Source organism: Collimonas sp. (assembly GCF_039923675.1).
Taxonomy (GTDB): Bacteria; Pseudomonadota; Gammaproteobacteria; order Burkholderiales; family Burkholderiaceae_D; genus Collimonas.
On sequence record NZ_JBDTCG010000016.1, the window covers coordinates 41,477 to 59,721 of the forward strand.

Below are 18,245 nucleotides of genomic sequence, written 5' to 3' on the forward strand. Positions count from 1 at the left end.
CAACGGAAAAACAAAGAATTGAAGAACATGATTGAACTAGATGGAGCAACAGGGGAAGGTGGCGGTCAGGTTTTGCGTACCGCGTTGACGCTGTCGATGATTACCGGACAGCCATTCCGGATTGCAAATATCCGGGCCAACCGGCCCAAGCCCGGCTTGATGCGGCAGCACTTGGTGGCCGTGCAAGCCGCGGCCGAAATCAGCAATGCCGACATCGGTTCGGCAGCGGTCGGCGCGCAATCGCTGCAATTCATTCCCGGAAAAATAATCGGCGGCGCCTATCGATTCGCCATCGGCACCGCCGGCAGTTGCACCCTGGTGCTGCAGACCTTGCTGCCGGCCTTGCTATACGCCGATGCGCCATCCGTGGTCAGCATCAGCGGCGGCACCCATAACTCGATGGCGCCACCAGCCCATTTTCTGCAGCGCGCATACGGCCGCGTGATGGCGGAGATGGGCGCGACGCTGGAGATCGAACTGAAACGCTACGGTTTTTATCCGGCTGGTGGCGGCGAAATTGAAGCGAAAGTATCGCCATGCAAACGGTTGCAGCCGCTCGAACTGATGAGCCGCGGTGAGCGCGTGTCGGGTTATGCCGAAAGTTTCATCGCGGGCGTGCCGGCTGACGTAGCCAAGCGCGAACTGGCGGGTGTCAAGGCCGCCATGGGTTGGGATGATGCGCAATTGATGATTCGCGGCTTGCCGCACGACCAGGGACCCGGCAACGCCTTGCTGATCACACTGGAAAACCAGCATGTGACGGAAGTATTTTGTGCGTTTGGCGAGAAAATGGTGACTTCAGAGATTGTTGCAAAGAAAGCAATTACACAAGTACGGCAGTATATTGCCTCCGGCGCGGCCGTCGGCGAACACCTGGCCGACCAGATCATGCTGCCGTTTGCATTGGCTGGAAGCGGCCGTTTCACCACCGATCGCGTATCGCAGCACGCGCTCACCAACGCCGAAGTCATCGCACGCTTTCTGCCGGTGTCGATCGCGTTTGAAAATCAGGGCTTGTTCAGCAGCTGCGTAATTGAAACAAAATGAAGCCGGAATCACAGAAGCGGAGGGCGCGATCCCTCCGCGAGACCCGGAAATGCTTACAACCTGGCCCTTTCAAATCGGGCTGATGCGCCCAATATAGATTTCAACGGTGGTTTTAGCTTAACCGGCAAAGCACGCGTCTGTGGCACGCGAGGATATCGGATCATTCCCGATAAACCACCCCATCGGCATCGTCCGTTTCCGCTCTTAATGCAACATGCGAAGGACAGCTATCCGAAATACGAAAATGCTGGTTATAATCAGCAGCAAAGGTGATGAAAATGACCTCCCATATCCTGACTCTCGATATCGCGGGAAACCCGTTCGACTGGATTTCGCCGCAAGATGCTGTGCTCTATTATGCGAGCGGGAAGGTGGCTTGGGAACTCGGGGACGGTGACATCGTTTTCCGCGGCGGTTATTCCCGCGCCGGCATCCAGTCGCGCATCGCCGTCAAACCTATCATCGCCATCGCCGGCAGCGCCATCATGGCGCGCATGCTGCATCTGGAACTGCCGCTAGGCCACCATAACGATCTGCTGTTCCGCCGCGACCGCTATACCTGCGCCTATTGCGGCGGCCGCTTCCCTCACAATGAATTGTCGCGCGACCACGTGCTGGCGCGTTCGCGCGGCGGCCGGGATACGTGGATGAATTGCGTGACGGCGTGCAAGGACTGCAACCAGGAAAAAGGCAGCAAGGTGCTGGAAAGTTTCCGGCCGCTGCTGTACATCCCGTATGTGCCTTGCCGCGCAGAACACTATCTGCTGAGCGGCCGCAATGTCCTGGCCGACCAGCACGACTACCTGGCGGCGCGGCTGCCCAAGCACAGCCGCATGCGTGAATTGAACTGACGCGGAATCCAATTCTCGACACTTGGCTTCGTGCAAAAAACAACGGAATGGCGCCGCACGGCGGTGAATTGTTTGACACGCCGATTTCATCGGGTGCAGAATCGCAACTCAGTATTTTCGACTAACGCATTTTTACAGGAAAGGAACGGCCATGCCACGTACGGCTATCGACAATTCAAACAACAGATAGCCCCGCGCATGACTGCTCGGGGTCTACGGCGATTTTGCCGACCCGAGCCGGTCGTTCCAACCATGAACCCCGGTGAGGAAACTCGCCGGGGTTTTTGCTTTTTACGGACGCGGTTATGCGATCCGCAACGAGAACTCCGGCATGACAGAGAAACGTTATGCCCATCAAACAGAGTTTGCACAAGGGCCTGGTGCCCGTGCACATATTTACCGACGATATCGATCACAGCGCGCTGCAGCAGCTGCTTAACATCGCCAACCTGCCAATCGTGTATCCGCACGTGGCGGCCATGCCGGACGTCCACGCCGGCATAGGCGCTACTGTTGGCAGCGTGATCCCGACCCGCGCCGCCATCATTCCGGCGGCGGTCGGCGTCGATATCGGCTGCGGCATGAATGCGGTCCGCACCACGCTGACCGCCAGCCAGCTGCCGGACAATCTGGCGCGCCTGCGCAGCGCCATTGAAGCGGCGATTCCGGTCGGCTTCGAGCAGCATGAGTGGAACAAGGTACGCGGTTCGGCCCACGCCCGCGTCGGCCGCCCGCTGAACGACCGCCTGGACCGGATCGTCGCCAAGCACAAAGGCATCATGAAGATGCAGCACAAGTTTGCCCAGACCTGGATTTGCCAGATCGGCACGCTGGGCGGCGGCAATCACTTCATCGAGATCTGCCTGGATGAAGAACAGCGGGTCTGGATCATGCTGCATTCCGGCTCGCGCGGCATTGGCAATGTAATCGGACGCTACTTCATTTCCGCCGCCAAGAAAGACATGGCGCGCAACCATGTCAATTTGCCGGACAAGGATCTTTCGTACTTCAGCGAGGGATCTATCCTGTTCGACGATTACGTCGATGCCGTCGACTGGGCGCAAGATTATGCCCTGGTCAATCGCCGGGAAATGATGCGGCGCGCAGTTGAGGTGCTGACGCAGCAACTGCCGCCGTTCAAGCTGGATGGAGAGGCGATCAACTGCCATCACAACTATGTATCGCGCGAAATGCACGGCAATGAAAACCTGTACATCACCCGCAAAGGAGCGATCTCCGCACGCGAAGGCGAACTCGGCATCATTCCCGGCAGCATGGGCGCCAAGAGCTATATCGTGCGCGGAAAAGGCAATCCGGAATCGTTCTGCTCTTGCTCACACGGAGCAGGACGACGCATGAGCCGAAGCGAAGCCAAGCGCCGCTTCAACCATTTTGATCTGGCTGACCAGACGCAGGGAATCGAGTGCCGCAAGGACGGCGGCGTGGTCGATGAAATTCCGGCCGCCTACAAAGATATCGACCAGGTAATGGCGCACCAGACCGATCTGGTCGAGGTGGTGCATACGCTGCGCCAGGTTATTTGTGTGAAAGGGTGAACATGAAAATCACGATTAAACTGCCGAAACCGCGCAACCCGCTTGTGGCGGCCGCCAGAACCAGGAAAGCTGGATCGCACGAGGGCTGCAACCCGGCGCGCCGGGAGCGGCGGGTTGAAAAACAGAAGCTGAATCAAGCACTATCCGGGCGCAAGAACAATGGAGATTACGATGCGTGAAGACATGTTCAAGGTAATTGTCGAACGTCCGCGCTGCCCCCACAGCAACAGCTACAAAGGCGACGCCCGACCGTTTCGCAACAGCGAAGAACGGCCGGCCCGGATCGGCATGAAAGACGGCTACGGCTATCGCAAGTATCTCAACGAAAACCTGGCGCCCTTGAAACGCTTCCTGGAACAACAGGTCAATCGTCCCTGGAACAAGGTATACAGCGAAATCCGTTCGGCCATCGACGCCCGTAGCACAGTCAAGCAACATATCCTGCAACATCTGGATAATTTTGTGGCGATCCAGACGCGCTGGGAGGCGAGCGGAACAAGCGGCCGTGTCTTGCTTCGCCGTAGCAGCTGGTCCGGGCGCTACGTCGAACTGGCGGAATCCCAGGCCGAAATGTTTGTTCATCCCTTGACCGGTATCCTGTTGCGCAACCGCTTCCATGTCAGTTTTGCAAAAGACAAAGACCGGAAGCGCGTGATGATGGAACATGAGAAAAGCAGGATACGACGGATTATTTCCGATCGCGTGCAATTGCATCTGGCGGAACAGGTCTGGTATGAAGTTACGCTGGACACTTTGCCACCCGCGTACGCCGTGCTGCGAGAAATCGATGGCGTAGTCAAAAGAAGCATGGTGTGCGACAAGCGCTGGGACACCCTCAGAAAAACATGGGTTACGCTGGAACGCAAAGCCCGCATACCGGACGCTGGAAGCAGCCAGGATTATTACGGCAGCGAGACATTGTATGCCCTGAAAAAGCGCCAGCTCAATTCAAGGGAGATTCGGGATTATCAGCTGAATACTCCGCAACAAAGACAAAAGGCTCGCAAGGGCCTTTTGCTATTTCTGGGTAAGGCATTTCAGCCGACGCTTATCGGCGCCGCCAAAGACAAGGCCAGCACTCTCGCGACGTGCAAGGCTTCGGTATCGGCGCCATCGTGGATCTGATGTCGGCAGCTGGTTCCGTCCGCCACCACGATGCTGTCTTTTCCAGCCTTGCGCACTGCGGGCAAGAGCGCCAGCTCAGCCATGGCCATCGATGCTTCGTAATGCTCAGCTTCATAACCGAAGCTGCCGGCCATGCCGCAGCATGAGGACTCTACCGTTGACAGCTCGACTTGCGGGATCCATTGCAAGACCGTTTGCACCGGCCGCAAGGCATCAAAGGCTTTTTGATGGCAATGGCCATGCAGCAGGACATTGTTGCCTGGCAACGGTTTCAGGTCCAACTGAAGGTGGCCGCTGTTTTTCTCGTTCACGAGAAATTCTTCGAACAGAAAAACCGACTTGGCGAGTTTTTGCGCCTCTTCGCCGTAGCCGTAGTTGAGAAATTCGTCGCGCAAGGTCAGCAGACAGGAAGGTTCCAGCCCGACGATGGGAATGCCGCGCTCGACAAATGGCATCAAACTGTCCAGTGTCCTGCGCGCTTCGGCCTTGGCTTGCTCAACCAGGCCTGCGGACAGATAGGTGCGGCCGCAGCACAGAGGCTTACCGCCGGCGACCGTATTGAAATGGACTTTATAACCTGCGGCTTCCAGCACTTGCTGTGCGGCGCGGGCGTTTTCCGGTTCCATGTAGTTGTTGAAGGTGTCGACGAACAGCAGTACTTCGCGCCCGCTTGTTGCAGTCGGCGTGGCACTGCTCAGGAAGGCGGTTTTGAATTTTGGAAAAGACCGTTGCGGCGCAAGGCCGAGACGCTTCTTTATCCAGTTCGACAATACCGGAATATTTTCGGCGATTGCCATCAAGCCGCCTGCGTTGCTGGCGTAGGGCGCATATTTCGGCATGAAGGCGATCAGCCGGTCGCGCAAACTGAGACCGTGCTTGCCGGCCCATGCCGCGCGCGCCTCGATCTTGATTTTCGCCATGTCGACGCCGGTCGGGCAATCGCGCTTGCAGCCTTTGCAGGAGACGCACAGGTCCAGTACTTCCTTGACTTCTTCGCTGGCCAGGCCCTCGCTGCCTAGCTGGCCGGAGAGCGCCAGGCGCAGGGTATTGGCGCGGCCGCGCGTCACATGCTTTTCGTCTTTGGTGATGCGATAGCTGGGGCACATGGTGCCGGCGTCGAATTTGCGGCAATGGCCGTTGTTGTTGCACATTTCAACCAGCTTGGCCAGGCCGCCAGTGCGGTCATCGCCGGAACCGGGGGCGCTTTCTTCACCGCTCAGCGGATTGCGTTTGACGTTCCAGGATGACCAGTCCAACTCGGGCTGGTGCGGCAGTTCCTTGTAACCCGGCGCAAAGCGAAAATTGGATGCGTCATCCATCTTGGGCGGCCGTACGATCTTGTCGGGATTGAAGCGATTGTGCGGATCGAACAATGCCTTGATTTCACTAAAGGCGGCATTGATCTTCGGACCGTATTGCCATGCGACCCATTCGCCGCGGCAGAGGCCGTCGCCGTGTTCGCCGGAGTAGGCGCCCTTGTATTTTCGCACCAAGGCCGAAGCGGCTTCGGCGATTTCACGCATGTCCTTGGCGCCGCCGCGACGCATGTCGAGTATCGGCCGCACATGCAAGGTACCGACGCTGGCGTGGGCGTACCAGGTGCCTTCGGTGCCATACTTGTGGAACACCTCGGTCAGCTGGCTGGTGTATTCCGCCAGATGTTCCAGCGGTACTGCGCAATCCTCGATGAAGGAGACCGGCTTGCCGTCGCCCTTCATGCTCATCATGATGTTGAGGCCGGCCTTGCGCACGTCCCACAAGGCTTTCTGGTCGGCGGCGCCAGTCATTTGCACGACCGATCCGGGCAAGCGCAGGTCGGCCATCAATTCATCCAGGCTGGCCAGCTTCTGCAGCAGGGCGTCATGATTCTCGCCGGAGAATTCGACCAGCAGGATCGCTTGTGGCTGTCCGCTCAAGGCCTTTTCGATGACCGGCCTGAAGGCCGGATTGCTCATCGCCAAATCGATCATGGTGCGGTCCACCAGTTCGACCGCGGTCGGACCGAGCTTGACGATATGCTGGGTCAGGTCCATCGCCTGGTAGAAGGTAGGGAAGTTCACCACGCCCAGCACCTTGTGCGCCGGCAGCGGCGCCAACGCCAGGGTGATCTGGCGGCTGTAGGCCAGCGTGCCTTCCGAGCCGATCAGGATGTGCGCCAGGTTGGCCACGCCGTCATCGGTATAGGCGCGCGGATTCTGGCAATCGAAGATATCGATGTTATAACCACCCACGCGCCGTAGCACCTTGGGTACGCGCTCGGCAATCTCGCCCCGCTCGCGCGCGGCGATGCGTTGCAAACCGGCGACGATATCGCCAATGCGGCCGCCAGTCTCCATCCGCTCCAGGCGGCCAAAGCAGCCCTGCGTACCATCCGCAAGCACGGCGTCGATGGCGACTACGTTGTGCACCATATTGCCGTATTCGATGGAGCGTGAACCGCAGGAATTGTTGCCGGCCATGCCGCCTATCGTGCACTGTGCGGCAGTAGAAACATCCACCCGAAACCACAAGCCGTGCGGCTTGAGCCAGGCGTTGAGATGATCGAGAACCATGCCCGGTTCAACTGTCACGGTGCGCGCCGCAGCGTCGAAATCGATCACCTGGTTGAGCCACTTGCTATTGTCGATCACCAGCGCTTCACCTACGGTTTGCCCGCACTGGCTGGTGCCGGCGCCTCTAGCCAGAATCGGCACATGGTTGCTGCGGGCGATCTCCAGCGCCAGCAGCAGATCCGCCTGGTCGCTCGGTACCACCACGCCGAGCGGCATGATCTGGTAGATCGAGGCGTCGGTGGCGTATCTGCCGCGGTCGGCCGCAGTGAACAAGACTTCGCCCCGCAGTTCATGCCGCAATTGAGCGGCAAACGGCGTGGCCAGCGAGGCGCTGCGGGGAACCAGGTGTATGGGCTTGACCAGCATGGATGGATTCCTGTGGATGAAAGATAAAAGGTGCAGCGCTGGTTACACGCCAGCCTCGGCTGTGCTAAGTGGAGTTCCCGGCGGGTGCAGCTCGAATTTGCTGTCGGGCTGCATGCGGAAAGCCAGGAACACGCCGAAGCCCATCAGGATCATGCTGCCGACGAACGGCAATTCCCAATTGCCGAAGCGGTCGATCAGGTAGCCGGACAATACCGGCGAAATAATGGCGGCCAGCGCCGAACCGGTATTCATCATGCCGCTGGCGGTGCCGGAATACTGCGGCGCGATATCCATCGGAATGGCCCACATCGGTCCTATGGTCATCTCCGCGAAAAAGAAACCGGCGCTGAGGGACAGTATCGAGATGTAGACATTGTGGGTAAACATCAGCGGCAACAACGACAGCAAGGTCAGCAGCATGCAGACCGATACCATCTGGCTGCGCGCGCGTTTCAGGTTGCCGGTACGCTTCAGGATCTTGTCGCTGACGATGCCGCCCAAGGTATCGCCGATCACCCCGGCGAAGAACACGCTGGACGCGAACAGCGCCGATTTTTTGATATCCAGGTCGTAGCTATGCAGGAAATACTGCGGAATCCAGCTCAGGAACAACCACAGGGTCCAGCCGTAGCAGAAATACACGATGGTGACCGGCAGCATGCGCTTGAACAGCGGACCCCATGGAATTTTTGGCGTGTTCTTCTTGGCTTGCGGCAGGATCGCCAGTTCTTCCGCTGTAATGCGCGGATGCTTTTCCGGATGTTCGGTAAATACGAAGGCCCAGACCAGCACCCAAATCAGGCTGAACACGCCAAAAATGTAAAACGATTCACGCCAGCCGTGCACCGCCATGATGAACACCACCAACGCCGGCGCCACCGCATTGCCGATGCGGGCGAACGCATGGGTGATGCCCTGGGCGAAGCCGCGGTTTTCCTTGGCTACCCAGCGTGACATGGCGGTGGTGGCGGCAGGGAAGGTGGCGCCTTCGCCCAGGCCGAGCAGCAAGCGCGCCATCAGCAGGGAAAACAGACCGCCGGCGAAACCCGTCAGGATGGTGGCGATGCCCCACAAGATGCCGCAGTAGATCAAGGTCCGTTTGGCGCCGAACTTGTCGCTGATCCAGCCGCCGATAATCTGGAACACCAGATAAGGATAGGCGAAGGCCGAGAACACCAGGCCAATTTCGGTTTTAGAGAGATTGAATTCCTTGGCGAAGCCGGCTGCGGCGGTGCTGACATTGACTCTGTCCAGATAGGTAATGAAATACATCAGGCATAACATGATCAGCACGACGGTGGTCGCGCGCAAACGCAGGTGCTTCATGGTTGTCTCCATTATGTAGGGGCGGCAAGCACTGAAGGAGGCTCATGCATCCCCGGCCTGTCCTCTGCGGAACGATGCCGAGCCGATCTGCCACTCGCGGTAGCAGATCCAGCCATTCTTGTTGTTTACCTCAACTCATGCGGCTTTCAATACCGGCTTGCTCTGGTCCGCACCGAGCTGGTCCATTGCCGCGACGACGCCGCTTGCGGCCAGCGGCACGCCCGCCAGTTTCAAACCCATTTCGCAACCGGCCAGGGTCGCCATCAAGGTCAGGTCGTTGGCTTCGCCCAGATGGCCGATACGGAACATACCGCCTTTCATTTTTCCGAGGCCGGTGCCGAGCGACATGTTGAAATGTTCGTAGATGGTCTTGCGGATCGCATCGGCGTCGATACCGGGCGGCGTCATGACGCCGGTCAGCACCGGCGAATAGAGGGCAGGATCGGCGCACTGTATTTCCAGTCCCCAGGCGCGCACTGCCGCGCGGCAGGCGCCCGCCAGGCGCTGGTGGCGGGCGAATACGCTATCCAAGCCTTCGCCCAGGATCATATCCAGCGCTTCCGACAAGCCGTACAGCAGGTTGGTGCTGGGGGTGTAAGGCCAGTAACCGGTGGCGTTCATGTCGATGATTTCGGTCCAGCCCCAGAATGCACGCGGCAGTTTCGCCGTCTTGCCGGCTTCGATCGCCTTCTTCGAGACCGCGTTGAAGCTGATCCCGGGCGGCAGCATCAAGCCCTTTTGCGAACCGGAGACGGTAACATCGACACCCCATTCGTCATGGCGGTAATCGGCCGACGCCAGTCCGGAAATCGTATCGACGATCAGCAAGGCCGGATGGCCGGCGGCGTCGATCGCTTTGCGCACCGCGGCGATATCGGAGGTGACACCGGTGGAAGTTTCGTTATGCACCACGCACACAGCTTTGATCTGGTGTTCGCTGTCCTTGCGCAAGCGCTCTTCGATGCGCTCCGCCTGTACCCCGTGGCGCCAGCCTTCGATGCCAGGCAAGCCGAGAAACTCCGGTTTCAAGCCCAGCGCTTCCGCCATTTTTTTCCACAACGTGGCGAAATGGCCGGTCTCGTACATCAGCACCGTATCGCCCGCGCTCAGGGTATTGGTCAGCGCCGCTTCCCAGGCGCCGGTGCCGGACGCCGGGTAGATCACCACCGGCTGCGCGGTCTTGAAAATCTTCTTGATGCCGGCCAGCACCTGCAAACCGAGGGCGCCGAATTCCGGGCCGCGATGGTCGATGGTGGGATAGCTCATGGCCCGCAGGATGCGGTCCGGCACCGGGCTCGGTCCCGGGATTTGCAGGAAATGACGGCCGGCCGGATGAAAATCTAAGGTCAACATTGATACCTCCCTTTGAACAAATTGTATTTTGCATTCAAAATACTTTAGCAGCCGATATGCCCGCCGTAAAGAAGTTTTTTGCGATTACTTGACTTCAGTCATCGGCTTTTAGCATCGTAAAAGGCCTAAAAATGCAAAAATATGCCTGTTTATAGGCGATTTATGCATCTTTACATTCAGGTTTACATACCCGGGGACAAAGCTTCTTAGGCGCCATATTTGATGTTAAAATAGCGACGAACGTGTGAAAAAGGATTTTGAATGCAAAATGCAATAATTGGCGAAGAAACAAAAGCCGCGCCGCTGGTGCCGAAACTGGAACGTCAGCGTTTGCATGACACGGTGGTCGACCACTTGCGTAACCTGATCGTTGAAGCGGTGTTAACTCCGGGAACCAAGCTCAATGAGCGGGAGTTATGCGAAACCCTGGGCATTTCGCGCACGCCGTTGCGCGAAGCGCTGAAGGTGCTGGCGGCCGAAGGCCTGATCGAAATTTCCCCGAACCGCGGCGCGTCGGTGTCGAAGATGTCGGAAACGGAAATCTGGGAAACCTTCGAATTGATGAGCGGCCTGGAAGCCATGTCGGGCGAGCTGGCTTGCGACCGCATCACGCCGGTGGAGCTGGCGGAAATCAAGGCCCTGCACTATGCGATGCTGGCCTGCAAGGCGCAAAACGACCTGCCCGGCTACTACAGCCGCAACCAGGCGATCCACGACAAGATCAATGACGCCGCGCGTAATTCAGTGCTGCGCCAGACCTACCTGACCCTGAACCGGCGTCTGCAAGCGCTGCGCTTCAAATCGAATTTCCAGCCGCACAAATGGGATAGCGCGGCGCATGACCATGACGAGATGGTGAAAGCGCTGGAAGCGCGCGACGGTAAACGTCTGGCGGCGGTACTGCGCCAGCATTTGCTGGACAAACGCGATGCGGTATTGAGTGCGGCAGCGTTGCCGGTTGGAAGCAAACCCGAAGCGCAGGCTTGATTGATTAATTGAATCAAGCAGTGAGATAAGTTTCCACGCGCTCGGTCACGACCCTGGCTGTGGATGATTTCTGCCGCTGCGCCGTCTTCCGCTCGATCAATGCCAGCCGGCTGTCAACGCATTTATCGCAAGCAGCGCTTCCGAAAGCATAACTATTTACCATGGCCGCCGCACCGAATCCTGGTAGTGCGTCAGGATGAAATGCGCGACCGTATCCGAATGACAGGCTTTCACCAACTGCGCCACCCATGGCTGTGCGCGGTCAGCTTCGCGCACAGCCAGTACGCCTTGCCACGGCGAACGGGCATCTTCGATGCCGAGGCTGTCGCGCGCCGGGTACAAGCCTGCGCGGGCGGCATCGTTGCTATCGATTACCGCGAACGCCACTTTATCCAGCGCCGCATACAAACGCTCGCGCGGCAACTGCCTGATCTTCAGACCCAGGCGATTGCTGGTGATGTCCGCCAGCTTGGCGTGCAGGCCGGCGCGGTCGGCAAAGGTCAGCAAGGTGAAGTTTTGCAGCAGGACCAAGGCGCGCGCAGCACCCGCGGCATCGGCTGGTATCGCAATGCTTGCGCCGCGCTGCAACTGCGTCAGATTGCTGAGTTGGCGCGAATAGATCGCCATCGGAAGCGTTACGGTGCTGCCGGCATTCGCCAATGCATAGCGCTGGCGATTCGCCGCAAAGCTCGGGCCATCTTCGAAACTGGCGGCGTCGATCTTGTGCTGCGCGAGTGCTTCGTCTATGCGTGTCTTGTCATCGAATACGACGATGTTCAGCTTCAGATCCTGCGCTACCGCGACATTTTTCACCTGTTCAAGGATTTCGGCATATACGCCAGGCGTGACGCCAATCCTGATTATGTCTTCTGCAACAGCGGGTTGTAGCGTGATGATCAGCAAACCCGCAACTAACGCTGCAGCAAAACTCAGCTGTCGCGCAAGACGGTGCGAAAGCCTATATGTGATGCCGGCAGGTCCGCTTCCTGCTGCTCGCGTGACGAGGCCCGGTAGCGCACGCAATAGTCCTGCGCGCAAAGAAACGAACCGCCCTTGATCACCGTCAGCCTGTCGTGTTTGCGTCCGACCGGCGCGATTGCCGCGGTATCGCCATTGCTGTGCGGCTGATGCGGGCCGTTGTAGATGTCTTTGGTCCATTCCCATGCGTTGCCAACCATATCGTAAAGTTTGAAGTCGTTGGCCGCATAGCAGCCGACCGGGGACAGGCCGATGTGGCCGTCTTCATTGGTATTCAGGAGAGGGAATACGCCTTGCCAGTAATTCGCGGTCGGCTTGCCGCGTGCGTCGCGCGGCGCGGTATCCAACTCGGCGCCGTCGTGTCCGGCCTTGCCTGCATATTCCCATTCGGCTTCACTCGGCAAATCGCGCCCCAGCCAGCGTGCGTAGGCCAGCGCGTCGGCTTGCGTCACCAGCGTTACCGGCTGGTTGAGTATGCCGTTAAGATTACTGCCCGGGCCGGCCGGATGCCACCATGAAGCGCCATCGAGCCAGGTCCACCAGGCCAGCGGACGGGCGTTCAGCTCTTCCAGCGTCGGCTTGTGAAACACCGCGCCGCCGCCTTGTTTCTCGGCGTCGGTGACATAGCCGGTGGCCGCGACGAAGGCGGAAAACTGGGCATTGGTGACATCGGTCTGGTCGATCCAGAAGCCGCGTACTTTGGTTTTGCCATCGCCCGCCGGACGCTCATCCTCATAACCGGCCTGGCTGCCGAGGATGAATTCACCACCGCGCAGATGCACCATGCCGGCTTGCGCATCGCTGCGCCAATGCAGCGGCAAGCCGGAATACGCCTCGCACTGCTGCTCGTTGCCAAGTGCGGCCAGCACGCGCGAGCGATTCTGTTCATCGAATGCGCTGCCGCCGGTGGCCGCCAGCGAGACTGTGAAAGCCGCCGCCGCCAGGCCGGCAGCGATGCCGGCGCCGCCTATCAACCAGGTTCTGATCCGCATCGCCCGCTCAATAGTAGCCGCGCGGGCGCAACGGTTCGACGCCGCCGACGCCACCCATGTAGCTATTCCATTGCTGGATCAGGTTGCTGATGATGGATGGATTCTGCGTCGATACATCATTGTTCTCACCGCGATCGGTGGCGACATTGAACAGTTCCCAGTGACCGTCCAGCGGACCGTTAGGCGGTTCCGTCCACAACGCTTTCCACTGGCCGTCGCTGCTGCGCAGATAGCCGCGGCCGTAGGCTTCATCGCCAAACGGCGCGCCATGCACCGCAGCCGTGGTTGCACCGCTCAGCAAAGGCAGCAAGGACTGGCCGGTAATCGGATAGACATAGCGGTTGTTATAAACCACCTTGCCCTTGTTCTGGTCGACTCCGGTGAGGCTGTTGAGCAACGCCGGCGCAGGTGTCGCCGGCGGCATGATCTGAGCGACGGCAAGGAAGGTCGCGGTGTTGTCGGTGACGTGAGTGAACGGCCGCAAGGTCGGCAATTGTGCGGACTGGCCCGGCAGGTGCACGATCAACGGCGTCGATACGCCGCCCTCGGTGGCGTATCCCTTGGTCAGGCGGAACGGCGTGGCGCTGACTTCAGCCCAGCGCAAGCCGTATTGCAGGCGTTGCGCGTTCTGCAGGCCATTGTCGCTGCCGAGCGCTGCGTATATCGAATTAGCGGCATTGGCGGTATCGGTTGCGGTCGGGTCGGCGCCGGAGTCGATCGGCCAGCCTTCCGCGCCGTTATCCGACTGGAACATGATGAAGGTGTTGTCGTAGGCGCCGATGTCCTTTAGATGCTGGACCAGCAAACCGATGTTGTGGTCGAGGTTTTCCACCATCCCGGCGTAGATTTCCATGTAACGCGCCTGCGATTTCTTTTCTGCCGGCGACAAGCTGCTCCAGGTCTTGTCGACCACGCCTGGACCGTAGTCCGAATAACCTTGCGCGGTGTGCACCGCGCTGATGTATTTTGCATTAGCCGTGCCGTTGTTAACGGTGGCCGGCGACTGCGCCAGCTTTTCCGGCACGCCGGCAAACGGCGTGAAGTCCGCCGGGATGATGCCCAGCGTTTTCTGGCGGGCGATGCGCGCATTGCGCACCGCGTCGTAGCCCTGGTCATACTTGCTGGCATAATTGTGCAGATACGGCTCCGGCACTTGCAGCGGCCAGTGCGGCGAGGTGAACGCCGCGTAGGCAAAGAACGGCTTGCCGTCGGCCTTGTTGGAATCGATGTAGGAGATCAGGCGCTGGGTATAGAAATCCGTTGAATAGAATATTGCCGGACTGCCGCCCGCGCCGCCTGGTTGTCCCGGCTGGCCGGGCTGCACATACTTGCCGTCTTCCGTATAGTTCTTCGATCCCGCCGGTTCATGCGCAAAGTGATTGGTGGCGGCGCCGCCCAGCAAGGCGTAGCTGTGCTCGAAGCCCCATTGATCCGGCGTCTGACCACCGCCGGTCGGGCTGCCGGGAATGCCGGAACCGATGTGCCATTTGCCGGCCATGTAGGTGTGATAGCCGCCTTCCTTCAGCAATTGCGCCACCGACAGCGCGCGATCATTCAGATAACCTTCATAGCCCGGCAAACCCTTGCGTTCATCGGTCGGCACGCCCATGGTGCCTTCTCCGACCAGATGGTGGTCGGTGCCCGAAATCAGCATCGAGCGCGTGATCGCGCAGACGGTGCCGGTGTGGTGGTTGGTCAGGATGCGGCCGCTCTGCACCAGCGCATCGAGGTTGGGGGTATTGATTTCTCCGCCGAATGCATGGATGTCGGAGTAGCCGAGGTCATCAGCCATGATGTAGAGAATGTTGGGACGCTTCTGCGCCACAGATACGCTGGAAACGCTGTTGGCCATGCCGGAATCCGAGCCGCCGCAAGCGGCAAGCGCCGCCAGGCTGGCCACCGCGACGCCGATGGCGCCAAGCCGGATTGCAAAAGATTGCGATCTGAAATTTTTCATTATTATATGGCCCGTTGAAGGACAGGCGATGTTGGCTATCGTTTGAAACAGCAACCTCAAAAACAGGGCGCTGCGCGCTTTCAGCATCGGGAGTGCAGTCTTCGGTTATCCAGTGCGCAGGCAGATGAGCCGAGCCGGTTACGGACGACGCGATTCGATATCCGATAGGAAAACGACCGCGTCATATCACCCTTTAGTGAGCAAGCATCGTAGAAAATTCTGTGAATTTTACAAACTACTTACTATCTATTAGCTTATGTATTTAGGCAGCGCGTGGAGCAGTTTACGCATTTCTTTATTACAAAAATGCGCGCGGCCGATGAAGAGATGCGGGAAGAGGAGGGGAAGACAGCGCCGCGCGTCAATGATCGCGCAACGCTGTCTGGATAAAGAAGGAACGACTACGCAGCGTAGTTCTCTGGAAAAAAATGCCGCTCGACCAGCTCGATCAAAATATGCAAGACCTTGATGTGCAGCTCTTGCACGCGGTCGGCAAATGTACCGCCAGGAGTGCAAACGTAAACGTCGCTCAACGCTTGCAATACTTCGCTCTGCTTGCCCGACAGGATGATCACGCTCATGCCTAGCGACTTGGCGGTTTGCGCCGCGCGGATGATGTTCTTGCTGGTGCCGCTGGTGCTCAGCGCCAGCAGGCAATCGCCGTCGCGGCCGTGGCCTTCGATATAGCGCGAGAAAACCTGTTCGTAGCCGTGGTCGTTGCCGACACAAGTCAGGTGGCCGGCGTCGCTGATGGCGGTGGCGCCCAGCGCGGCGCGGTCTAGACGATAACGGCCGGTCAGTTCCTCGGCGAAGTGCATGGCGTCGCACATCGAACCGCCGTTGCCGCAGGAGTAGACGCGTCCTTTACGCTGAAACACATCGATCAGCAACTGGGCCGCTTGTTCAATCGCGTCCAGCGCCGTCGGATTGGCGAGCAGGGCATCCAGTGATTGCTGTGCTTCGACCAGGCTTGCGTTGATGTGTTGCTTCAATTTGGAAACTCCGTTGGTTTGTTAGCGGTGGTTAACGATTTATGGTGCGGGTAACGCCGGTATCGATCACGCCGTACGGGGTGATGCTGCTGCCGCTGATGTTGCCGCTATTGCCGCTGTCACTATTCGAGGCGATGTGGCCGCAGGCAACGAGGAGGAAACTGGCAATGACGAAAAAGAATAAACGCATCGTGATCTCATGAAATAAATGGGTACTCTGACAGACATGCCGCCAGCTGAAACGTTCCGGCAGGCGGACCTGCCCATCCCTGAATCATACTAGCTATAGCGCAGGTTCAGCTACAGAGGCTGCGGTTTGCGTAGCGGGCAGATGGTCTTCTTTCAGCCACAGGCCGAACTCTTTCACCACCTGCACCACCTTGCGCAGGCGCTGGCCATCGGTGGTAAGGCGGTATTCGACCTTGACCGGCACCTCGGCGTAGACGGTGCGCAGCACCAGCCCGGCCGCTTCCAGCGCACGCAAATCCAGCGTCAGCATGCGCTGCGAGATATTCGGCATGTCGCGCCGCAAATCGTTGAAGCGCCTGGGGCCATCCAGCAGGTAGGACACCAGCAGCAAACGCCAGCGCCCGCCCAGCAGCAGCATCGCTTCCTCCACCGAACAGCCGGAAACGTTCTTCTTCATGCGGCACCTAAGTATAATTTATGTACCTATATAACAAATTTCTGCCTTCTTTACAATAGTAACCGCCATCACCATACTCTCCCTGATTCCGCGCATCGCGCGGCGGTACAGGAGATGTAGATGAAATTGTATTTTGCCCCCGATACATGTTCGCTCTCGCCGCACATCGTGCTGCGCGAACTGGGCTTGCCGTTTGAACTGGTCAAGGTCGACAACAAGACCAAGAAAACCACCGATGGCCGCGACTTCCTGGCGATCAATACGAAGGGTTATGTGGCGGCGCTGCAGCTGGACAACGGCGCGGTGCTGACGGAAGGTCCGGCAATCGTCCAGTACCTGGCCGATCTCAAGCCGGAAGCCGGGCTGGCGCCGCCGAACGGTAGCTGGGAAAGGGTACGCCTGCAGGAAGCGCTGAATTTCATCAGCAGCGAAATCCATGCGGGGATGGGGCCGCTGTTCAATGCAGCAATCCCGGTGGAGGTCAAAACCATCTTCAAGGACAAACTGGTCAAGCGGCTGAAACAGATTGACGCCGCGCTGGCGCAACAGGATTACCTGCTCGGCGCGCAATTCAGCGTGGCTGATGCCTATTTGTTCACGGTGCTGCGCTGGACCGGATTTTTTTCCATCGACTTTGCGCAATGGCCGGCCATCGCCGGCTACATGGAGCGGATCAGTTCGCGCGGTTCGGTAAAAGCGGCGTTGGAAGCGGAAGCCTTGGTTTAGTCACGATCTTTCTCGGACCGGGCATTCTTACCTGTCCAGCTCTTGTCTCTCTTGTTCTCTGCCGCAATCAGCCATCAATGTCATCAATGTGTCGAATTCCGCCGGACGCTCTGCGGTCAGCAACGGAAACAAATGGCTGTGGTCGGCGCCGGCCACCACGCGCAGCCGGCGCGAACGCGCCTGCCTTGCGGACAGCACCAGCCGCTCGGGTATTTCCAAAGGAATGACCGCGTCGCGTTCGGCCGCGATCACCAGCAGGTCGCCCTTGAATTCCCTGAGGATGGACCAGGCGTCGCTGTCGGCCCAGCTGTGATCTCGGCGAATGACCCCAGAGAATTGCGGCCCGAACGGCAGCTCGTACGCGGTAGGCGTATAGACGCCCGGAACGATCAATATCAAGCCGGCAACCTGATACTTTTGCGTGAGCCTGATCGCATTGTAGGCGCCCATGCTGGTGCCGCAGATCACCAGCGGCTCGGCCAGTTTTCTGGCGGCGATGACTGCCTCCGCCTGACGTGTGCGGCTGCTCAATGACGAGCTTACCAACTCACCGCCGGTGTCGCCATGACCGATGCAATCGAAAGATGTCGTGACGACGCCGCGTTGCTGTAGCGCCGGACGCAAGCCGGAACGCATCGCGGTAGCGCGCGAGCTGACGCCGGCGCCATGCAGCAGCAGGATATGACGGGACGATGCTGCTGGAAGAAAATCGCCTTTCAGAATGGCGTTTTCATACGGAACGTCAAAGGATTCTGTTACTTGCATGATCAGGTACGAAACGATAACGGGGA

Annotated in this window: 17 protein-coding genes; 7 read left to right on the forward strand and 10 right to left on the reverse strand. The window is 58.9% G+C overall.

Annotation, left to right across the window (positions count from 1 at the left end; translation table 11 throughout):
- Positions 1-27: 27 nt before the first annotated feature.
- The 5 genes from rtcA to ABI171_RS03650 all read left to right on the forward strand — a co-directional run bounded on the left by rtcA (position 28) and on the right by ABI171_RS03650 (position 4,579).
- The gene (rtcA, locus tag ABI171_RS03630) at positions 28-1,047 is read left to right on the forward strand and encodes an RNA 3'-terminal phosphate cyclase (protein WP_348091244.1); all 1,020 of its coding nucleotides are present in this window, start codon (positions 28-30) and stop codon (positions 1,045-1,047) included.
- A 278-nt stretch (positions 1,048-1,325) separates the two neighbouring features.
- Complete coding sequence (locus ABI171_RS03635) at positions 1,326-1,898, forward strand: HNH endonuclease (RefSeq protein ID WP_348091245.1); 573 nt, start codon at positions 1,326-1,328, stop codon at positions 1,896-1,898.
- A 347-nt stretch (positions 1,899-2,245) separates the two neighbouring features.
- Positions 2,246-3,454, forward strand: a complete 1,209-nt coding sequence (locus ABI171_RS03640) for an RtcB family protein (protein WP_348091246.1) — start codon at positions 2,246-2,248, stop codon at positions 3,452-3,454.
- A gap of 2 nt (positions 3,455-3,456) precedes the next feature.
- The gene (locus ABI171_RS03645; RefSeq protein ID WP_348091247.1) at positions 3,457-3,633 is read left to right on the forward strand and encodes a hypothetical protein; all 177 of its coding nucleotides are present in this window, start codon (positions 3,457-3,459) and stop codon (positions 3,631-3,633) included.
- The gene (locus ABI171_RS03650) at positions 3,626-4,579 is read left to right on the forward strand and encodes a hypothetical protein (RefSeq protein ID WP_348091248.1); all 954 of its coding nucleotides are present in this window, start codon (positions 3,626-3,628) and stop codon (positions 4,577-4,579) included. Before ABI171_RS03645 ends, ABI171_RS03650 begins: the two co-directional genes overlap by 8 nt.
- Here ABI171_RS03650 and ABI171_RS03655 read toward each other — a convergent pair.
- From ABI171_RS03655 to ABI171_RS03665, 3 genes are all read right to left on the reverse strand, one after another.
- A complete protein-coding gene (locus ABI171_RS03655; protein WP_348091249.1) occupies positions 4,492-7,497 on the reverse strand; it encodes an FAD-linked oxidase C-terminal domain-containing protein in 3,006 nt (1,001 codons plus the stop codon). The two genes, ABI171_RS03650 and ABI171_RS03655, sit on opposite strands and share 88 nt — an antisense overlap.
- Positions 7,498-7,539: 42 nt before the next feature.
- Entirely contained in the window at positions 7,540-8,823 is a 1,284-nt protein-coding gene (locus ABI171_RS03660) for an MFS transporter (protein ID WP_348091250.1), read from the reverse strand.
- 135 nt (positions 8,824-8,958) lie between these two features.
- Positions 8,959-10,176 (reverse strand): aminotransferase class V-fold PLP-dependent enzyme, encoded by a 1,218-nt coding sequence (locus ABI171_RS03665; protein WP_348091251.1) that lies wholly within the window; start codon positions 10,174-10,176, stop codon positions 8,959-8,961.
- Positions 10,177-10,437: 261 nt separating this feature from the next.
- Between ABI171_RS03665 and ABI171_RS03670 the strand changes: the two genes are divergently transcribed.
- Positions 10,438-11,163, forward strand: coding sequence for a GntR family transcriptional regulator (locus ABI171_RS03670; RefSeq protein WP_348091252.1), 726 nt, complete (start codon positions 10,438-10,440; stop codon positions 11,161-11,163).
- Between the two features lie 156 nt (positions 11,164-11,319).
- Here ABI171_RS03670 and ABI171_RS03675 read toward each other — a convergent pair whose 3' ends face one another.
- The 6 genes from ABI171_RS03675 to ABI171_RS03700 all read right to left on the reverse strand — a co-directional run bounded on the left by ABI171_RS03675 (position 11,320) and on the right by ABI171_RS03700 (position 16,728).
- Complete coding sequence (locus tag ABI171_RS03675; RefSeq protein WP_348091253.1) at positions 11,320-12,066, reverse strand: MetQ/NlpA family ABC transporter substrate-binding protein; 747 nt, start codon at positions 12,064-12,066, stop codon at positions 11,320-11,322.
- Positions 12,067-12,092: 26 nt separating this feature from the next.
- A complete protein-coding gene (locus ABI171_RS03680) occupies positions 12,093-13,133 on the reverse strand; it encodes a formylglycine-generating enzyme family protein (protein ID WP_348091254.1) in 1,041 nt (346 codons plus the stop codon).
- Positions 13,134-13,140: 7 nt separating this feature from the next.
- Positions 13,141-15,090, reverse strand: a complete 1,950-nt coding sequence (locus ABI171_RS03685) for an arylsulfatase (RefSeq protein ID WP_348091255.1) — start codon at positions 15,088-15,090, stop codon at positions 13,141-13,143.
- 401 nt (positions 15,091-15,491) lie between these two features.
- Positions 15,492-16,082: an SIS domain-containing protein gene (locus ABI171_RS03690; RefSeq protein WP_348091256.1), complete on the reverse strand. Its 591-nt coding sequence runs from the start codon at positions 16,080-16,082 to the stop codon at positions 15,492-15,494.
- A 31-nt stretch (positions 16,083-16,113) separates the two neighbouring features.
- Positions 16,114-16,272, reverse strand: coding sequence for a hypothetical protein (locus tag ABI171_RS03695; RefSeq protein WP_348091257.1), 159 nt, complete (start codon positions 16,270-16,272; stop codon positions 16,114-16,116).
- A gap of 93 nt (positions 16,273-16,365) precedes the next feature.
- A complete protein-coding gene (locus ABI171_RS03700; protein WP_348091258.1) occupies positions 16,366-16,728 on the reverse strand; it encodes a helix-turn-helix domain-containing protein in 363 nt (120 codons plus the stop codon).
- Positions 16,729-16,848: 120 nt separating this feature from the next.
- Between ABI171_RS03700 and gstA the strand changes: the two genes are divergently transcribed.
- Positions 16,849-17,454 (forward strand): glutathione transferase GstA, encoded by a 606-nt coding sequence (gene gstA, locus ABI171_RS03705; protein WP_348091259.1) that lies wholly within the window; start codon positions 16,849-16,851, stop codon positions 17,452-17,454.
- Positions 17,455-17,481: 27 nt separating this feature from the next.
- Here gstA and ABI171_RS03710 read toward each other — a convergent pair whose 3' ends face one another.
- Entirely contained in the window at positions 17,482-18,219 is a 738-nt protein-coding gene (locus tag ABI171_RS03710) for an alpha/beta hydrolase (protein WP_348091260.1), read from the reverse strand.
- Positions 18,220-18,245 lie beyond the last annotated feature (26 nt).